This window comes from Bacteroidetes Order II. bacterium (assembly GCA_016788705.1).
Classification (GTDB): Bacteria; Bacteroidota; Rhodothermia; order Rhodothermales; family UBA2364; genus UBA2364.
Map to the genome: position 1 here is coordinate 118931 of JAEUSQ010000053.1, position 18892 is coordinate 137822.

Annotated in this window: 13 protein-coding genes and 1 tRNA gene; 9 read left to right on the forward strand and 5 right to left on the reverse strand. The window is 46.8% G+C overall.

Going from position 1 to position 18892, the window contains the following annotated elements:
* From JNN12_14080 to JNN12_14095, 4 genes are all read left to right on the forward strand, one after another.
* Positions 1 to 1383 (forward strand): amidohydrolase family protein, encoded by a 1383-nt coding sequence (locus tag JNN12_14080; protein MBL7979463.1) that lies wholly within the window; start codon positions 1 to 3, stop codon positions 1381 to 1383.
* Positions 1384 to 1409: 26 nt separating this feature from the next.
* Positions 1410 to 1793: an energy transducer TonB gene (locus tag JNN12_14085; protein ID MBL7979464.1), complete on the forward strand. Its 384-nt coding sequence runs from the start codon at positions 1410 to 1412 to the stop codon at positions 1791 to 1793.
* 21 nt (positions 1794 to 1814) lie between these two features.
* Positions 1815 to 3101: an amidohydrolase family protein gene (locus tag JNN12_14090; protein ID MBL7979465.1), complete on the forward strand. Its 1287-nt coding sequence runs from the start codon at positions 1815 to 1817 to the stop codon at positions 3099 to 3101.
* A gap of 90 nt (positions 3102 to 3191) precedes the next feature.
* On the forward strand, positions 3192 to 3764 hold the full coding sequence (locus JNN12_14095; protein MBL7979466.1) for a macro domain-containing protein: 573 nt from the start codon (positions 3192 to 3194) through the stop codon (positions 3762 to 3764).
* On the opposite strand, the gene JNN12_14100 is transcribed toward JNN12_14095, so the two are convergent.
* Together JNN12_14100 and JNN12_14105 are read right to left on the reverse strand one after the other, a co-directional pair.
* A complete protein-coding gene (locus JNN12_14100; protein MBL7979467.1) occupies positions 3761 to 5152 on the reverse strand; it encodes a trypsin-like peptidase domain-containing protein in 1392 nt (463 codons plus the stop codon). The two genes, JNN12_14095 and JNN12_14100, sit on opposite strands and share 4 nt — an antisense overlap.
* Before the next feature lie 25 nt (positions 5153 to 5177).
* Complete coding sequence (locus JNN12_14105) at positions 5178 to 7946, reverse strand: right-handed parallel beta-helix repeat-containing protein (protein MBL7979468.1); 2769 nt, start codon at positions 7944 to 7946, stop codon at positions 5178 to 5180.
* Positions 7947 to 8281: 335 nt separating this feature from the next.
* Here JNN12_14105 and JNN12_14110 point away from each other — a divergent pair, with 335 nt between their 5' ends.
* The 3 genes from JNN12_14110 to JNN12_14120 all read left to right on the forward strand — a co-directional run bounded on the left by JNN12_14110 (position 8282) and on the right by JNN12_14120 (position 10270).
* Positions 8282 to 9217 (forward strand): LD-carboxypeptidase, encoded by a 936-nt coding sequence (locus tag JNN12_14110; protein ID MBL7979469.1) that lies wholly within the window; start codon positions 8282 to 8284, stop codon positions 9215 to 9217.
* A 26-nt stretch (positions 9218 to 9243) separates the two neighbouring features.
* Entirely contained in the window at positions 9244 to 10113 is an 870-nt protein-coding gene (locus JNN12_14115) for an SCO family protein (GenBank protein MBL7979470.1), read from the forward strand.
* An 84-nt stretch (positions 10114 to 10197) separates the two neighbouring features.
* A tRNA-Lys gene (locus tag JNN12_14120) sits at positions 10198 to 10270 on the forward strand.
* A 138-nt stretch (positions 10271 to 10408) separates the two neighbouring features.
* Here the strand turns inward: JNN12_14120 and JNN12_14125 are convergent.
* Positions 10409 to 11389 (reverse strand): TonB family protein, encoded by a 981-nt coding sequence (locus JNN12_14125; protein MBL7979471.1) that lies wholly within the window; start codon positions 11387 to 11389, stop codon positions 10409 to 10411.
* 13 nt (positions 11390 to 11402) lie between these two features.
* Positions 11403 to 12467: a PorV/PorQ family protein gene (locus JNN12_14130; protein MBL7979472.1), complete on the reverse strand. Its 1065-nt coding sequence runs from the start codon at positions 12465 to 12467 to the stop codon at positions 11403 to 11405.
* Positions 12468 to 12705: 238 nt separating this feature from the next.
* On the opposite strand from JNN12_14130, the gene JNN12_14135 reads away from it, so the two are divergent.
* Together JNN12_14135 and JNN12_14140 are read left to right on the forward strand one after the other, a co-directional pair.
* Positions 12706 to 15201 carry a histidine kinase gene (locus JNN12_14135; GenBank protein ID MBL7979473.1) on the forward strand — a complete coding sequence of 832 codons (2496 nt, stop codon included), beginning with the start codon at positions 12706 to 12708 and terminating at the stop codon, positions 15199 to 15201.
* A 46-nt stretch (positions 15202 to 15247) separates the two neighbouring features.
* Positions 15248 to 16087, forward strand: a complete 840-nt coding sequence (locus JNN12_14140) for a response regulator transcription factor (GenBank protein MBL7979474.1) — start codon at positions 15248 to 15250, stop codon at positions 16085 to 16087.
* A gap of 77 nt (positions 16088 to 16164) precedes the next feature.
* On the opposite strand, the gene JNN12_14145 is transcribed toward JNN12_14140, so the two are convergent.
* Entirely contained in the window at positions 16165 to 18858 is a 2694-nt protein-coding gene (locus JNN12_14145) for a sodium-translocating pyrophosphatase (GenBank protein ID MBL7979475.1), read from the reverse strand.
* Positions 18859 to 18892: the final 34 nt, after the last annotated feature.

The window sequence follows — 18892 nt, forward strand, 5'->3', positions numbered from 1 at the left end:
ATGAAACTCAATTTCTTCCTGATTGTCTTGTTTTTTTGGGGCTTTGAGGCTTCTCATGCTCAAGATAAAGGCAACCTTCTTATCCGAAATGGAACCATTCTGACCGTCACCAAAGGTACATTAGAGGGTTCTGACGTATTGATAACCAATGGTAAAATTGCAAAAATAGGCAAGAAGCTTACCGCACCTACTGGGTATCAAACGATTGATGCGTCTGGACGTTATGTGATGCCCGGGATCATTGATGCACATTCACACATAGCCGTTGACGCCGTTAATGAAGCCACCAGCCCCATAACCGCAGAAGTGCAAATCAGGGACGTACTAAATCCATTAGACATTAGTATTTACCGCGCATTGGCTGGTGGGACAACCATTTCCCATGCGATGCACGGATCGGCCAATGCCATTGGGGGCCAGTGCCAAACCATTAAACACCGATATGGCGTAAAATTGCCCGAAGCATTGGTGATGGAGGGCGCACCGAGAACCATCAAGTTTGCGTTGGGTGAGAACCCTACCCGTGTTCATGGTCGCGGGAATGGGGTTAATCCATCCACCAGAATGGGCGTTGAATATGTGATCCGAGATGCTTTTGAGCGCGGGAAGCGGTATATGAATGAATGGGAAGCCTATAAAAAGAATCCGACAGGCCCGCCACCGGCCTATAACCTGCGCAGTGAAGTTATTGCAGACATTCTCAAAGGCAATATTTTAATTCATGCCCACTCGTACCGAGCAGATGAAATTCTGATGCTCATGCAGGTTTTGAAAGACTATGGCGTCAAAAAAGTGACGTTCCAACATGCAAACGAGGCATTCAAAGTAGCTCCAGAATTGGCCGCCTTCGGGGCTACGGCTTCTGTTTTTGCGGATTGGTGGGCGTATAAAATGGAGGTCTATTACTCTACTGCCTATAATGCCAGTATCTTAACAAAGAATGGTGTTCGGACTTCGATTAATTCTGATTCTGCCGACTTTATCCGACACCTGAATCTTGAAGCAGCCAAAACCCAAAAATATGGTGGAATGTCGGATGATGAAGCCTTGGCCATGATCACCATAAACCCGGCTGCACAGTTGGGTATTGAGCAACGTGCTGGATCTATTGAGGTAGGTAAGGATGCGGATATTGCCATTTTCAATGCCCATCCACTATCCGTCTATGCCATCAACCAAGTGACCATTGTGGACGGAGTCGTTCGCTTTGACCGAGATGCGGATCCCGACGATATGCGTCTTTCCATTAGACCCGATGGACCTGTTGAAGCTGCCGATTTTTCCACCGAGTCTCACGACCGCTGTATGCAGGGTGTAGATTGGCTGTTGGAGGAATCTGCAGCTACACTCGGAGCAAAAATATTTCACCAACACAAGCATTAAGCCGCTTATTCGGAGGTACAAACATCATGACAAAACAACGACCTCTTATTTTTCTGTTTCTGTTTGCCTTTTCCGGGCTTCAGTGCTCATTGCTGGGCCCACAAACCGAAACCCCGCCCCAATTCCCTGGCGGCGAAACACAATTGGGTGAACACATTGGCCTTAATTTGCGCTATCCGGACGCAGCATATCAAGCGGGAACAGAAGGAACCGTGATTGTTGAATTCTACGTTGAACGAAATGGTGATATCAGCAATATTACCCTTAAGCAAGGGGTTTCTCCCGAATTAGACGAAGAAGCAATCAAATTAATTCAAAATATGCCTCCTTGGGTTCCCGGTATGAGAGGACGTACCAAAGTACGTTCTCGGATGACGCTGCCGGTAAATTTCACCATAAAACGGGTTTAATACCTTGTAATCCGAATTAAAATGCTAAAATTTCTTTTTGCTGCATTGGCCTTAGTCTTGATTGGATTCCAGCCCGATCCAGACCCTAAAGCAATCGCATTAACCAATGCACGCCTTGTAACCGTTACAAATGGGGTAATAGAAAATGCCACCCTTCTCATCCGAGACGGTAAGATAGCAGCTTTAGGCAAAGCGGTTGTCATTCCAAACGGTGCAACAATCATTGATTGTGCAGGGAAATCAGTGTATCCCGGAATGATTGACGGCGGAAGTCAATTAGGTCTTTTGGAAGTTAATTCTCTGCCCGAAACAGTAGATCATGATGAATTAGGCAATTTAACCCCACAAATGCAAGCCCTTACGGCGATCAATCCAAATTCAGAACTAATACCCGTGACAAGGGTTAATGGCGTTTTGGTTTCTCTTGCTGTTCCAACCGGGGGAATGTTTCCGGGTACCGCGGCTTTGATTCGTCTTCATGGCTACACACCAGAACAAATGTATGCAGGCTTTAAAGGCGTTGCCATGAACTTTCCGAATACGGGGAGATTTGGTGGATTTGACCGAAGAACCGATGAGGAAATCACCAAAGCTGCCCAAAAAGCCATCGAAGATCTTAATCAATTCTGGCAACAAGCCCAAGAATACCACCGCATACAAACGGCATTTGCTTCTGGAAACCATCCCAAAGCCCCCGAATATGTACCCGAAATGGCAGCACTCCAGCCGGTTATTAAAGGTGAATGGCCTCTACTCATCGAAGTTAATACGGCTAAAGACATCGAAGCGGCCTTGGCATGGGTTAAAGCCCGAAATGTAAAAGCGGTTTTAACAGGCGTCCGTGAAGGCTGGCGGGTGGCCGATAAGATTGCCACTGCTGGCATACCCGTGATTGCAGGTAGTGTCTTTTCTTTCCCAGCCCGCGCTTCGGATCGTTATGACCGAGGATATGCCAATCCTGGCTTGATGCATAAGGCAGGCGTCAAAGTGGCCCTTCGTTCCGAAGCAAACGAAAATGCACGAAATCTGCCATTTTTTGCTGGGTATGCGGCAGCTTATGGCCTTGGAAAGGATGAGGCATTAAAAGCGGTTACGATCACCCCCGCTGAAATTCTTGGGGTTTCCGATCGGTTGGGTTCGCTCGAAGTAGGTAAAGAAGCAACCCTTTTTATTGCCAATGGTGACCCTTTTGAACCCAAAACCCAGATTTCTCACCTCTTTATTGTGGGTCGTAGCATTAAAATTGAATCTCGGCAAACACGTTTGTACGAGGAATTCCTGAACAGAAACCCTGGGCTGGATAAATAAAGAGCAGATTCGACGCTTTTTTTGGAAAGCCTCTTCTTTTGCTGGAGAGGCTTTTTTATTTTGCATTAACCTTCACCTGAAACCATAAACATGAACCCAATTGTACTTAGCCGTTACGTTTTCTCCTCGAATGTGACCCTTGAAGCCTGTATTGGCGACCTAACCGAAGAGCGAAGCGATTTAATCGTGAACGCTGCCAATGGACGCCTCCGTCATGGTGGAGGTGTTGCGGGAGCCATTATCGCAAAAGGTGGCAAAGAAATCCAAACAGAAAGTACCGACTATGTACGCGAGCACGGAACCATTCCTGTGGGAGGTGTTGTTGTCACGGGTGCGGGCAATTTGCCTACAAAAGGCATCATTCATACTGTGGGGCCCGTCTGGATGGATGGCAAGCAAAACGAAGATGCTTTTTTGGCTGCTGCTGTTTTGAATACCCTACAAAAGGCCGATGACCTGGGCGCAACAAGTCTTTCGCTCCCGGCAATCAGCAGCGGCATATTTGCCTATCCTGTTGCGCGATGCGCTACGGTCATCGTGGGATCTATCATTTCCTACTTCAAAACAAACCCAAAATCTACCATTCGACGAATCAGAATTGTGGACATACAAGAGGAAACCGCAGAATTGTTTGCCAAAGTGCTCATGGCGCTTGACAATTAAGACATGGAAAGAGATTCCAAATTTACTTCAAACATATTGCCCGAATCCCCTGCATAGAATCTTTCACCCGTTTTCAGCACGATTTGCTCGCCACCGGGAATTTTTCCACTGCTCAAGGCATAGGTTCCATTTTTAGACCAGCAATCTTCTAAGAAAAAAGCTTGGTCTTTTTCCTCGTATCGGATCACACAATGCCGACGGCTAATCTCGGTCTTGTCTTGCGGATACACCAATTGACACATTCGGGCATCCCGGCCAATTGCCAGTGGCTTTTCGCCCAATTCTATGGTTGTCCCTTCATAATACCCCCCAACACAAGCCAAGACCGGAACATGAGGCCCAGCAGTAAACTTCGCACTCCGTCCGGATGGAATTCTTCTACTCACCAACTCGCGGCTCCGTGTTACTGCTTCACGCATCATCACCCGTCCTCTTTTGGTTAATGCCAAAATGACCGCAGTTACACTGAGCAAAATCGCGACTAAAAGCCCGATCAGGTACAACCGATCTTTGATCGGATTTGCAACGCCCGATGCAGGTAATACCCCCCCCTCACTGATACCGGAACAAGGCGCAGCGGCATATGTGTACGGTATTTTTAATTCATCTAACCCTTGAACCCATTCATCAAACGGAAGCGCCCATCCAATTCCTTCGCCAATGGCTAAACGTTGTTCCTCGCCTTGGGTATTGCGGATCGTCGTAAGCGCTTTTTCCACATTAATGCCAATCACCTCTCCACAAGCATTAAACATGGGTCCTCCGGAGTTTCCTGCATTGATCGCTGCATCGGTTTGGAACAACTTCCGCCCATATTCATCTTTTCGGACTTCTTTGCTGATAATGCCACGAGTTAAGGAAGGTATATAAAAGTCATCCCCCCCAGCATCTCGGTCTGCAGCAGCCGGATAACCCATCACATTAACGGTCTGTGCCATTCGCACCCAATTGGTCGGTACAAACGGAACCAAGTCCCGAACAATTGGCTCCGAGAGTTTTAAAATGGCCACATCTTTGGGAGAGCGCCAAACCACTTCGGCTGGTATTTCTTTACCAGGCCCCAATGAAACGATATAGGAAAACTTTAGATTTGCAGCTGCAAACCGTCGCTGTTCCCATGGATCTCCAATGGTCCGAAGAAAAAAATCTCGGTCGAATGCGACATGTGCATTTGTTACGACATAGTTTTTAGAAATAATCAACGCCGATCCACCTTGAGAAGTTACCGATTCGTTTTCATCTAAATCTTCAACCTCGGTCCAGATACGGATAGCAACGCCACGCATCCGTTCGGCGGCAACTTCCAGCCCCTCTTGTGCATGAACAATGTCTAACAACGATGGGAACATCAAAAACCATATAAACCACTTCCACAAAGGAGTAGCCATTTTTCTGACTCCAGTTAGACTGACTTTAGAAGCCCAGGTCCAATACATCCCCTTGTCCATTCGAATTTATTGTATTACTGACCAAAGAAGGTGCGGTATTAGGATTGATATAAACCCCATATTCCGCGTTACCGTAAATCTGATTCTCCTGAATGGTTCCCCGTCCGCCCACCGATATCCAAACACCATGCGAATGACTGCCATAGATTTTAGACTGGCGAATGGTTGGATCTCCTTGTTTTTCAATCCCCACCCCAAACCGGGCATTGTTATAAATATTGCAGTTTTCCACCAATCCATTTCCTTTATTCGTTACCCAGACGCCCCCTCCCTGACCGTCATAAATATCTGTTTGCCGGATGGTCGGATTTCCACTATCCTCTATATGGATATTTTGAAAGGCGTTTCGGAATACTTGCGAATATTCAATCGTCCCCTTCCCATTAGAGCCTACCAAAATCCCTGCCTCTTTGCCATCATATATCTTAGAACGACGAATGAGCGGGTCACTCCCTTCTCGGATAACAATCCCCGTTTTTTCGTTCGCATAGATCTCTGTTTCATCTATGGTTCCCTTTGCCCGCTGATCAAACAAAATTCCTGCTTGTTTACTGCCATAAATTCTCGATTTTACGATGGCCGGCATGGCATTACTACTGATCAACATACCATTTTTCTGGTTGCCATATATTTCCACATTTTCCAACCGACCTTTTCCTCCATTGTATATCCAAACGCCATTATCGAGGCCATCATAAATTTTGGTCTCAGTTATAACCGGATCGCTCCCATCGCGGATGGCAATGCCCGCGAAGGCGTTTTTATAGACTTTACTTTTCTCTATTTTGGCTTGGCTGTTTTCAGAAATAAAAATGCCATTTTGTTTTCCGTCATGAATATCCACCATACTAAGGGTTGCTGTTGCGTTCCGACTTATCTGGACGCCCGGCTTATTCATCCCGTAGATTTCCACTTCCTTCAGGGTCCCTCCTCCATTTTCAATCCAAACACCTCCCTCCTCCGTATTATAAATTTTGGATTGCTGGATAATGGGTTCTTTCGCGCCCAAGACAACCACCCCCCAGCCCTTCGTATTGGCAATTTCCACCCCTTCGATCAACCCACTCGCTTGTTGATCAATCGCTATACCATCCGTATGACTTTTAGGAATGGAAATACGCTTCAAATGCGGCTTGGCATCTCGGCCACTGATTTGAATGGGTACGCCTCCGGTGGATGTAAAAACACAATCTTCTAATATCGGTGTACCCCCCGTAACATATAAGGCGTGTTGCCCACTTTTTTCTTTTCCGGTAGCCCGCACCTTAAAGCCTTTCAAAACAGGAGTTGCCGTTTTTACTGTGATCACATGGTTGTTGGCATTTTCAATCATGACATCCCCTTTTTCCTTCCGAGCAATGATCTCAACATCCCGATCCAGAACCAACACTTCCCGGTATGTTCCAGGCTCCACATAGATTTTCATACCTTCTCCAGATGCTTCCACAGCCTCCATAATTTTTCGGTAATCCCCCTGACCAGACGATGAAACAATCAACTGAGTTGGGCGATTTGTTTTGTAGAACCAGACAGCCAATGCAAGAAGCGCCATCAACACACCCGCAAAGAAAATGGCGAGGGAGGTCCAATCCCACCGCCGCTCCACCGTAGGCTGTTGGGGCGCAGGGACGTCCGTTGGGAAATACGCCACAGGATAATCATAACCCACTGTTGGTGGCATAGTAAGGGGTGGTTGTGATGCCGTAGGACGTGTATCATGGTTTACAGGCTCGGCTTTGGCCACTGTTTTTTGTTCGGAGAAGGGCATCGCACTACCCGAAAGCAACGCAGAGAACGCCTCGACTGTCTGTGGCCGTTCTTTCGGGTGTACAGATAATCCCTTCAAGATCGCATCAGTTACCGTTGATGAAACCCCTTGTAATCGGTTCTTCAACCTATCCGGATCGTCATTTGCAAGCCGTTCCGTTGCTTCTGGGGGCAATTTACCCGTCAGGGCATAATAAAGCGTTGCCGCACACCCATAAACATCTGTCCAAGTTCCTTGTTCGCCACTACGGTGGTATTGCTCGATGGGTGCGAAGCCAGGCGATAACACGACCGAAAGCCCGCGCGACTGTTCTTTAACGGCTGAACGTGCCGCCCCAAAATCCAGCAAGATTGGACGACCTTCGTGAGTGATGTAAATATTACCCGGCTTGATGTCTCGATGTAAGAAGCCCTTTCGGTGTACCTCGGTCAGACCGGAAAGAATCGGCAAGAGATACCCCAACGCTTGTTCTTCGGGAATCTTACCCCGGTTAGCCTCTAAATACTCGCTCAGATTGGCCCCTTCGTAATAGTTCATCACAATATAGGCCGTTCCATTTGCTTCCAGATAATTTCGGACCCGCACCACATTTGGATGATCTATCCGAACCAAGGTACGTGCCTCATGCAAAAACCGGTCTTTACTAAACTCAAAAAGAGAACGGTCTTCCTCGGTATGTAGTTGCATCTGAATGCCATCGGGCGCCCGACTCACCAATTCTCGTGGCAAAAACTCCTTAATGGCTACTCGTGTATTTAAAACCGTATCAAAACCCAAGTAAGTAATACCAAAACCACCTGGTTTACCAAGTAATCTACCCGTAATATATTGCTTGCCGATAAGGGTTCTATACGGCAGTATTAGCGGGGAGCGGCGTGCATGCTCATCAAAACCGCAATGAGGACAAATAGCCACCGCACCTTTTTCCCGGAAACACCCCGGACAGAAATAATCCCATTGAGCCATCTAACTAAATTTTAGCGTCATGAAGAAGGAAAAGCGGACACAAAATACCCATATTTTGGTCTCAAAAAGCGTATCAAAAGAATTTCGCATACAAAATTTATTGCTATATACGTTCCACATACCATCTGACGGTTGTATTATAAGCCACATGCGAAATCACCATAAAACGCAATCTACAACAACCGTTCCACAGTATTATATTTCGGAACCTAATTCATAAAGCGCGAGGTATCATAATGTCTCTTTCCAGAAGAAGATTTCTCCGATCCGCTGGCGTTGGCGCCTTGTCCGTCCCTTTTGTTACCCATCAATCCTTTGCCCAACCAACGCCTGTTGTGGCAACAAGAAAACCAAAACGCTTGCGCGTTGGCTCCGTTGTTGGCCTTATCACGCCTGCAAGCCAAGTTAGCTCCAGTGATGTAAACGAGGTGGCTGCAAAACTTCGCGGTATGGGCCTTAAAGTTAAATTTGGGGAACATGTGCTGGATCAATACGGGTATTTGGGAGGCCAAGACCACGATCGTGCGGCGGATGTAAACAACATGTTTGCTGATCCCGAGGTTGATGCAATTCTGGCCGTAAGAGGCGGCTGGGGCTGTACGCGGTTGTTCTCTTTTTTAGATTTCGATCTAATCCGGCAAAACCCCAAGATCATTATGGGGTACAGCGACATCACTTCTTTGCTCATTGCAATTTATACCCGTTCCAATCTGGTAACCTTTCATGGGCCAGTAGGAACCGCCACGTGGAACAGCTATACCAAACATTATGTAAACGATGTCCTCTTCGAGGGCAATCGTTCGGTATTCAGTAACCAAATCCCCGCCACCTCTTCACCTACACGTGTAAAAACCATACGTTCCGGAAGTGCCGAAGGCATTCTACTTGGTGGAAACCTGTCTGTCTTGAGTGGAATGCTTGGGTCTCCATATGTGCCCTCCGATTGGTCGGACAAGATCCTGTATTTAGAAGATGTGGATGAAGACATTTACCGGGTGGACCGCATGCTGACGCACCTAAAAATCGCAGGCGTTTTGTCTCAGGTGCGTGGAATTGTCTTTGGAGATTGCCGAAATTGCAACCCAAACCAATCACCAGCCCTTTCCCTGAATGATGTTTTATGGGATCATCTTTCAATATTGGGCGTTCCCGCGTGGTATGGCTCTATGATTGGGCATATCTCCAATAAATTCACCGTGCCCAATGGAATTCGCGCCCGAATTGACTCGGTATCAGGTACCATCGAGATGATTGAGCCAGCTGTCTTGTAAATAATATAAACCAAGCAACAAACCAAATGAAAAAAACCCTTCTCTTAGGCATCTTATTGGCCGTCGGAGTCGCTGTTTTACTCTATTTCCTTATGACCTTAGAGGACAATGAAGGAAAAACATATGCAACCAAAGGCAAAATTACTGGTTTTGGAGATGTAGGAGTAGTATTTATTGAACATGAAACCATTCCAGAAGTCATGGAATCCATGACAATGCCCTTTACCGTCCGTAGCCCAGAACTCTTAAAAGGCTTAGAAACAGGAGACGCCATCTCGTTCATCTTCCATATGACCGAAACGGATTCATGGATTACCGACATAAAAAAAATTCGTCCAGAAGACTTAAACCTACCGAGCGCAGCACCCAAAGCGGAAATCCCAGATAACGTCAAGATTTTACAAGCAGGTGATCAAATCCCCGAAGTCACCCTCATCAATCAAGACGGGAAGGATTTTGCACTAGATTCCTTCTCCCCAAAGATTTTGGTCACCACATTCATTTATACGAATTGTCCTGATCCGACGCTTTGTCCAAGAATGTCCGACCAGTTCAGGCAATTACAAACAAAAATTAACGCCTCTAAACAAACCGATGTCCATCTACTCACCATTTCTTTTGACCCTAAACGGGACACGCCCGAAAAACTAAAAGCCTATGCTAACCGCTACACAAAAAGCTTTACAAATTGGAGTTTTGCAACAGGATCACCCGAAGCCATTGGCAAGACGATCGGTGCTTTCGGCGTAACAATTCGGGATGAGGGCGGAAATCTGATTGAGCACAATTTGTCCACAGCAGTCATTTCTCCGACAGGAAAAGTGGTTAAGATATTTCGCGGCAATACCTGGACCCCAGATGAAGTACTTGAAGCCATCAACATTGCCCGTTCATAGACGTCTTCCAGAAGGTTTCTTGAACTAAAGCATTGATTCTGGAAAAATACACCTTGGTTTTGTATATTACCGATGCTAACCAATGCTCCTCTAGCTCAGTTGGTAGAGCAGCTGACTCTTAATCAGCGGGTCGTAGGTTCGAGTCCTACGGGGAGCACTTTAAAAAACGGCGTTTTTGATACCGAAAACGCCGTTTTTTAATTGAAGTATTTATTCATCCCGCCAGCCAAGCCAGAAGGCATATTTATTCCCAACCACCCCACCTAAAAAACCATCAACAGCCAAAGCACTCTTATTATTCAACCTGAAACCTAAAGGTAATGGTGGTGGACTGATTGATTTCCCCTCCCCCTTCTGCCAAAGGCGACCATCGCCAGCCACGGGCCGCCGATAAAGCTTGGGCTTCGAGGGACGGATTCCCTTTACGTGCGATGGTTGCACCCACCACCCGGCCCTCTGGATCTACCGTTACCCGCACTGTAATCGTAGCATTGACCAAAACAGTATGTCGGGGCATGGCACGACGAACAACCGCACGTCCCGGTAGCTGTCCGCCAGACGCACCAGTTCCGCCAGATCTGGGCGGGGCATCAGAGCGACCACTTGGTTCATCCCGCGTACTAGACCCCGTTGAACCACTACCTGGAGAAGCATTTGTATTCCCAGTCGTATTCGGCCTTGTAGGCGGCTCAGGACGGGGTTGTGGGGTTGAATTTTGGGGTAAAGGACGGGGTTTAGGCGCCGCGCTTTCAGGGCGGGGTTCATTACTCGTTCGAGGTGTGGGTGCAGCAGATGGCCTGCTGGGTTGTCCCGTATTTTGTGATGATGTATTTGCCTGTGGTTTTGTCGCAGGAGTCGGGGTATTGCTCAAAGGCTTGGCAACCGGGGTTCTGGGCGGCGTAATCACCCGTTCTGGTGTTTTCGGAACGGTACGCTGAACCGGGGTTTTCACGGGCTTAGACGGAGGTGCAGGCAAAGGCTTAGACTTCGTTACCTCGGTTTTTGGAGGTGGGGGCGGAGTTGGTAATGGTTTTTCACGCTCGGCATTTAAAGGGACTTCGTCTTGTTGGTTGTCCTCCGCCGTTTCTGCATTAGAAGGCTTTGCATCCTCGGCACCCAACGCATCCAAAGAGATCGCTTCCACCATGATTTCTGGCGGTGCTTTGCGTGGCGGGGGTGTCATAGTGCTCAATGGAACAACTGCAAAACCACCTAAGAGGGCTGCATGTACCAAAATACTTACGACCGAAGCCTGAATATCCCTTTTCCTTTCCATAATTGTTATTGCATCAGCGTTCTAAAGCCAGTCTAACCGAAATCATATGAGAGTTCCCCAACTCTGCCGTCGGGCCAGAAAAATCCCCAAAAACATAATCTATGGCTGCTTGACGAATCATAAGACCTAAACCGACCATCGGACGAATGGCCACACTGCCATCGGAGTTTTTTGAAAAATTGGCAATGCCCGTTCGGAGTGCAAATGCTTTTTTGAATTGATATTCAGCCCCCAAACGTGGATGAATGGAAAGGTTGCCAGCCGAAAAAGCATATTTTTGCTGTCCATCGAAGGCCATATCTACATCTAAACCCAGCGATAGTTGTGACCCATCTTGACCCACCTTCCAATCGTAGCCAGAGCCCAATCGTACCACTGGCAATACCATCTCGGTTCCTCCTTTTGGAACACCGTATTCTGGGTATTCTGAGAACTCGGATTGGTTGATGCTCCAAGATTGCAACATGGTGGTCACGTCCTGAAGGTTAATACCCAAACGCAGTTTCCCTTTCTGATATTGTGCGCCAGCATCTAAACTATATCCCCATGCATCGGCATAAGGACCAATTTTCCTTCGGATAAGTTTTCCCGAAGCACCGACCGTTAAGTGGTCGTGTACTTTGCGTCCATAGGTCAGATAAAATGCATAATCTGCGGCAGAAAAGAGACGGAAATTATTTTCAGGATTGGGTTTGGGGGTATCGCGTTCAAAATCCCAAGCATCACGGGTGTCTTTAATGTCATTCACGCCGCTTCGGATCGCCGCAAAACCGATAGCCGATTTTTGGCCCACCGGAAAGCCAATGCCAGCATAATCGAAGGAAACAATTCCTCCAAAGCGTTCCGCGTGCATATAGCCGATATCGGGGTTTTTCAGTTGTGCCAGCCCCGCCGGATTCCAGTAGGTAGAAGAAGCCGACTGAGTGAAGGCGATGTGTGTATTTCCCATGGCCATTGCACGCGCATCAACACCGCCAGACAAAAAGTCGGCGCCATATTTGGCAACCGTTTGCGCCGGAAGCATTGAGGGCACAAGGGTAATAAAACCACCCAGCCACAATAAAAGACGATTCAACATACGATTATGTACCATTGGTATTGGATTAACGGAAAAGAAACGATTGGTTTCGTAACAATAGTACTATGGGTTCGCGGTCTTGGTGTGAGTGGCGTGTCGAATTGTTTAATATACGTATTATTTTAGGCTTAAACACCCCTTTTCTTTTTCCGTTCCACAACGGCAACGAGAAATTTGAGACTGATTGCAAGCGATCCGGAGGCTACATCAGGACTTTAATTAAGAGACAGAGATTACCGTGGACAGAATTATTAGAAACAGCCGTTTATTTATTGGATTCGTAGGTTTGGTTGCCCTCCTACCTCTCCTACTCTTCTACTGGAGTTGGCTTCAAGTAGCATCTGATATTCAGCTTAACATGCCGGAAATTGCATATCGCGGATTTGACTGGGTGCATTGGGAGTTTGTGGATGGCCAGATTACAGCCACCTATGTTTTCCCTAAAGGTACCGCGTATGAAGCAGGCATTCGGTCGGGGGATGTTTTAACAGAGTTGGATTATATCCGTTATTTCGATGCGGAAGCCTTCAAAATCGCCGTAGATGCCATCCAACCAGGCCAACATCATCGTTATACCATTTTAAGAGGTACACAAGCATATACCTTTGATATTCGATTTACCAATTACCCTATTTTTATATATCCTCATACTGAATTACTCTGGAACATATCTCTTTGGGGATTTTTAATCATTGCCTTTATCCATTTAATGGCCTTAGGCATCATTCTTCCCCTTCGTAACCGAAGTGCCAAAGCCAATTTATCTATCTGGCTTATTGGAACCGCATCGGTAGCTGTTTTTGGTAATTTGATTCGTTTGCTTATGCTGGCACTTTGGGGGCCCTCGAACATTACGGGGGTTTCCTACGTCCTCTTTCAGGGTCTTTCTTTGTTGGGTCTGTTATGTTGGATTGGTTTCCCTGCCTTGCTCCTACATACGGTACTCTATGACCGTTCGCCCCTTCGGATAGGTCTAAGAAACAGTATTTGGATGTTATACATTCCGGCCATCGTATATGGTTTATTTTCTGTTTTCACTTTTTTCGGGGGGACGTTTGGGCCCATTTCCCATAAAAATATTTTTCCACCCGTTCTTTTTTATGTCTATTTATTTATCTCGGCCAGTATGGCCTTGTATTTATTGCTCGACCGCTCGGTCTTGTTGCAACCCAGTGTAGGAGAAGACCGACAAGTTTGGTCTCGCATCGGTAGCCTGCTTTTCTTAGGACTTTCGGTCTTGATGGCGGTTTTGGTCTTGGCCATAAGCCGGGTACTCCCCTTATCAGAAATTTCGGATATACAAGCAGGCTGGATATTGGTGATTGCGCAGATATTCTCCACCACCCCCATCCTATTGGTTTCCTTGGCCATTTTGAAGTATGGCCGAGTAGATGAAGTAATTAGCCGTTATTTATCCTACGCCATCGGTTTACTATTCTCCTTTTTCCTTTTCTTAATCGGGGTAACTTTTCTCCCGACATTCTTCCCCATCCTCCCGCCTAATATTTCAGGTGCGCTTTGGGCATTGTGCATTATTTTGGGTTTTGAATGGGTGGTTAAGCGACTTCAAAACATCATTTCTCGGCTCATCGCCTCCGAAAAACGGGCAACCCAACGCAGCCTGAACCGTTTTGGTGAGCACATGCTCAACATTTTGGATCATCAGATATTGGTAAGCCAAACGTTAGAGAAAATTTTAGAAGGCGTCCATACAACTTCGGGCGCACTCTTTTTACGAACCATGAACCAGTCGGATGGATGGATTTTCCGAAGTGTCCAACCCAAACCACCTTACTTCTCCGATATACAGATGAACCGGATTTGGGAAGAACTAAGCGAAAAAGAATCCATCTGGACTTCTAATACGGAGTTGAGCGAAAGGAATTTATCCCGAACCACTCGCGAGATATTGCGATCCGGCGGATTTGAGCTTGTTATCCCAATTCCCGGTAACCACCAGCCTATTGGGCTTTTGCTCCTCGGACGTAAAAAGCGATACCGAAATTTTTACAACCTGAGCGACCTCGAGATGCTTCGCGGTCTTTGTAACCAACTTGGACTTGCAAGCGAGCGTATCGTCCTTGTTGAGCGGGAAAAAACATTGGTAAAACAACATGCCGAAGCCCAATTGGTGGCACTCCGGGCCCAAATCAGTCCACATTTTTTGTTCAATACCCTGAATACCCTTGCTGCATTGATTGATGAAAACCCCAAAGAAGCAGAAAAAAACATCCAGCATTTGGCGGCTATTTTTCGTTATGTTCTCCAAACAGGGGGTAATACGTTTGCCACTTTAAAAGAGGAATTCACCTTGGTTGCCCACTATTTGGCACTTGAACAATCACGATTTGGGAAAGACTTAATCATTCAGACCTCCCTTCCCCAAGAAATGGAGCAAATGCTCATCCCCGCTTTTGCGCTTCAAACCCTCGTTGAAAATGCAGTAAAGCATGGTTTGGAAAAAAATAAACGTCGCGGGACCTTAACCATTATGGCAAAACAAGATAAAGAATACGCTGCGGTCATTTCTGTTTACGATTCCGGTTATGGGATTCCTATCTTGTTTGGCAGGGGCGAACAAGCGGTTTTTTCGCAACCTTTTTTTGGCACAGGTCTGAACAACGTAAAAGAACGCCTCTTGCAAATTTACCAATGCGAAAATCTCTTGACCTTCCAAAGCGATCCGGAACACGGCACAACGGCAACACTAAAAATCCCACTAAACACCTTGTAATCCCCATAGATAACGTTTTTAAACGTATTTATAACCCCAAATTATCATGCTAAAAGCCCTGATTATTGATGACGAAGCACCCGCCCGCACCCGGATGCGCAAACTATTGATGCCTTATATAGAAGCCGGAAGGCTTGAACTTTGCGAAGATGCTTCGGATGGCTGGGAGGCACTGGAAATACTGGAAACACAACTAATTGATTTAGTTTTTCTGGATATCCGAATGCCAGAATTAGATGGGTTTTCTCTCTTGGAAAGGATTCCGCCCGATAATCGCCCCATTGTGGTTTTTACCACAGCATACGATGAGTATGCCCTCCGTGCTTTTCAGACGAATGCCTTGCATTATTTATTAAAGCCAGTTGATCAACTTCAATTGGCCGACTCCATCGAACGGGCAGAGAAACTTCGTAAAATGCCAGAAAAAAAAGAGATTGACCAAGCCAAAATTTCTAAATTATTGGACTGGCTTGAGGTGCAAGAGATGACAAAAACCAGCCCACCCACACGAAAAGCCGTAACGGAAACCTATGTTTCTCAGATTTCGGTCCCTCACCGAGACCGACTCATTATTGTTCCGGTTCGTCAGATCGTTTCGATAGAAGTGCAAGACAACCTGACACGGCTTTTTGCCCTGCCAGATCAACCAAGTTCCTTTCCTAAATTGGTGCGCCATATTGTTTCGCACACTTTAGACGATCTGGAACAGCGGCTGAATCCCGATGAGTTTATGCGTGTCCACCGTGCGGCCATTATTCGTTTGGATCAGATCAAAGAAATGATTGGCTGGTTCAGTGGCCGCTACAAATTGATTTTGACCAGTAATCACGAGGTCATCGCAAGTCGTGAACGTTCCAAGCTACTGAAGAAGAAAATGATGTTCTAATTCGCACCAAAACAAAAGCCCACAAAATATCTTGTGGGCTTTGATGTACTATTAAAGAAAGAAACCTTGACTTCAGCTTATTTCTTGGTTACACGGACATCAATCCGGCGGTTTTGTGCGCGTCCTCCCTCCGTTGCATTGTCTGCAACAGGATGTTCTTGTCCATAGCCTTCGGCTTCCAAACGTGCATCTTCTACGCCCAACTTCACCAATTCTGCTTTTACGTTTTTCGCACGTTCGCCTGAAAGGGCTAAGTTGGCTTCGGGTTTACCCGTATTATCGGTATAGCCGCCAATTTTGAGGTTTACCGCAGGATACGCTTTCAGAATATTGGCAATATTTTGGAGTTGTGCTTGCGACTCAGGCTTCAAAGTTGATTTACCCGTTTCAAAAACCAAGCGGTCGAAAGAAAACCAAGTCGTTTTGTCAACAGGCTTGTTGGCATCTTTAATAAAAGAAACCAACTTATTTTCGATTCCATCGGCAGCAACATTCATTTCTAAGCCACTATCCAATTTCAAGGAGCTAAGTGTTGTTGTCGTTGGCGAAGGGGTTGTGTTTTCCGGAACAGGCACTCCTCCTTCTTGCTCTGTATCAGGCATATACTCCATTGTTTCATCTGCACCATGTCCGCCCATACCAATAAATGGAGCAATAATGAGTGCAACAATGGACGAAAGTTTGATCAGAATATTCATGGAAGGTCCGGAAGTATCTTTAAATGGATCGCCCACTGTATCACCTGTAACAGCAGCTTTATGAGGCTCCGATTTTTTATAATACATGTGGCCATCAATTTCTACCCCTTTTTCGAAGGACTTTTTGGCATTGTCCCAAGCACCACCCGCATTGGATTGAAAAATAGCCCATAGAACACCGGAAACCGTAACACCAGCCATATAGCCACCCAATGGTTCTGCTCCCATCAAGAATCCCACAATCAAAGGAGTAATAATGGCAATCATGCCAGGAACCATCATTTCGCGGAGGGCTGCTTCGGTAGAGATTTCCACGCAACGGCCATATTCCGGTTCTCCTGTCCCTTCCATGATACCGGGAATTTCGCGAAATTGACGCCGAACTTCCTTTACCATTTCCATCGCTGCCTTTCCAACGGAATTCATAGCAAAAGCAGAAAATACTACAGGAATCATACCACCCACAAAAAGTGCTGCCAAAACATCTGCCTTAAAGATATTGATGCCGTCAATCCCTGTAACATTCACATAAGCCGCAAAAAGCGCCAATGCCGTGAGCGCCGCGGATGCAATCGCAAATCCTTTACCAATCGCCGCAGTTGTATTTCCAACCGAGTCCAAGATGTCCGTTCTTCCACGTACTTCCTCCGGTAATTCGCTCATTTCAGCGATCCCCCCCGCATTGTCTGCAATCGGACCAAAAGCATCAATGGCAAGTTGCATGGCTGTTGTTGCCATCATGGCAGAAGCGGCAATCGCGACACCATAAAATCCAGCCAATGCATAAGCAGACCAGATGGCGCCCGCAAACAAAATAATCGGATATGCTGTGGAGATCATCCCGGTAGCAAGACCCGCAATAATATTGGTTGCGGCCCCTGTTCCAGAACGGTGAACAATGTCCATCACTGGCTTTTTACCCAGTCCGGTATAGTACTCGGTTATGAACGAGATGAGCGCCCCCACGACCAAACCAACCACAACGGCAAAGAAAACGTTTAGATTTGTGACCGTCATCAACCCCTGACCGAAGAAATCCATTTGCATTTCGGCAGGCAACATCCACATAATCAGGCCATAACAGGCTACTGCGGTCAGCCCAAGAGATACCCAGTTTCCACGATTCAAGGCCGATTGTACGGTATCGGTGGTGGCATCGGTATCTTTTACACTCACGAGCCACATCCCAATAATAGAGAACAAAATCCCCACCCCGGCAATCAGCATCGGGAGTAAAATGGGTGCAATCCCCCCAAATCCGTCATTCATCACACCTGAATCACGGATTACATAGTTTCCAAGCACCATCGAACCCAAAACGGTTGCCACATACGACCCGAATAAGTCCGCACCCATGCCAGCAACATCACCAACGTTATCCCCCACATTGTCGGCAATCGTGGCAGGGTTCCGAGGATCGTCCTCCGGAATGCCCGCTTCAACTTTACCTACTAGGTCTGCCCCAACATCAGCCGCTTTGGTATAGATACCGCCGCCCACACGTGCAAAAAGGGCAATGGATTCTGCACCCAATGAAAATCCGGTTAACACCTCCAGAACACGGGTCATTTCCGTAACCGAGTTCATTTGGCCGCCCATAAAGACGTTATAAAAAACAATAAAAAGGGTGCTTAGCCCCAGAACGGCCAACCCAGCCACGCCCAGTCCCATCACGGAACCACCGGTAAAAGAAACCTTTAGGGCACGAGAGAGAGACGTTCTTGCCGCTTGTGTTGTGCGCACATTGGCGCGGGTGGCAATCCGCATCCCTACATTCCCGGCAGCCGCCGAAAATACTGCGCCAATGACAAATGCCACAATGATCAAAGGAGACGAGGTTTCTGGCATCTGCATCGCCAAGATACCGAGCAGAATACTGGCTACCAAGACAAAAACCCCCAGAATGCGATATTCTGCATGAAGGAATGCCATTGCACCTTCCGAAATATGATCGGCAATGACCTTCATTTTGGGTTCACCTGCGTCTTGTTTGCCGACCCAGTTCCATTGAACAGCCATATACAGCAGGCCGATGACGCCTAAAACAGGTGGGACATACAAAAGAAATTCCATATTAATGGTGTTTGCGGTTAGGTTATTTGGTGAA

Bases quoted from the DNA above. Each gene is read 5' to 3' on its own strand.
- JNN12_14145 (MBL7979475.1), bottom strand. From the start codon at position 18,858: ATGGAATTTCTTTTGTATGTCCCACCTGTTTTAGGCGTCATCGGCCTG.
- JNN12_14095 (MBL7979466.1), top strand. From the start codon at position 3,192: ATGAACCCAATTGTACTTAGCCGTTACGTTTTCTCCTCGAATGTGACC.
- JNN12_14125 (MBL7979471.1), bottom strand. From the start codon at position 11,389: ATGGAAAGGAAAAGGGATATTCAGGCTTCGGTCGTAAGTATTTTGGTA.
- JNN12_14140 (MBL7979474.1), top strand. From the start codon at position 15,248: ATGCTAAAAGCCCTGATTATTGATGACGAAGCACCCGCCCGCACCCGG.
- JNN12_14100 (MBL7979467.1), bottom strand. From the start codon at position 5,152: ATGGCTACTCCTTTGTGGAAGTGGTTTATATGGTTTTTGATGTTCCCA.
- JNN12_14090 (MBL7979465.1), top strand. From the start codon at position 1,815: ATGCTAAAATTTCTTTTTGCTGCATTGGCCTTAGTCTTGATTGGATTC.
- JNN12_14085 (MBL7979464.1), top strand. From the start codon at position 1,410: ATGACAAAACAACGACCTCTTATTTTTCTGTTTCTGTTTGCCTTTTCC.
- JNN12_14080 (MBL7979463.1), top strand. From the start codon at position 1: ATGAAACTCAATTTCTTCCTGATTGTCTTGTTTTTTTGGGGCTTTGAG.
- JNN12_14115 (MBL7979470.1), top strand. From the start codon at position 9,244: ATGAAAAAAACCCTTCTCTTAGGCATCTTATTGGCCGTCGGAGTCGCT.
- JNN12_14130 (MBL7979472.1), bottom strand. From the start codon at position 12,467: ATGTTGAATCGTCTTTTATTGTGGCTGGGTGGTTTTATTACCCTTGTG.
- JNN12_14105 (MBL7979468.1), bottom strand. From the start codon at position 7,946: ATGGCTCAATGGGATTATTTCTGTCCGGGGTGTTTCCGGGAAAAAGGT.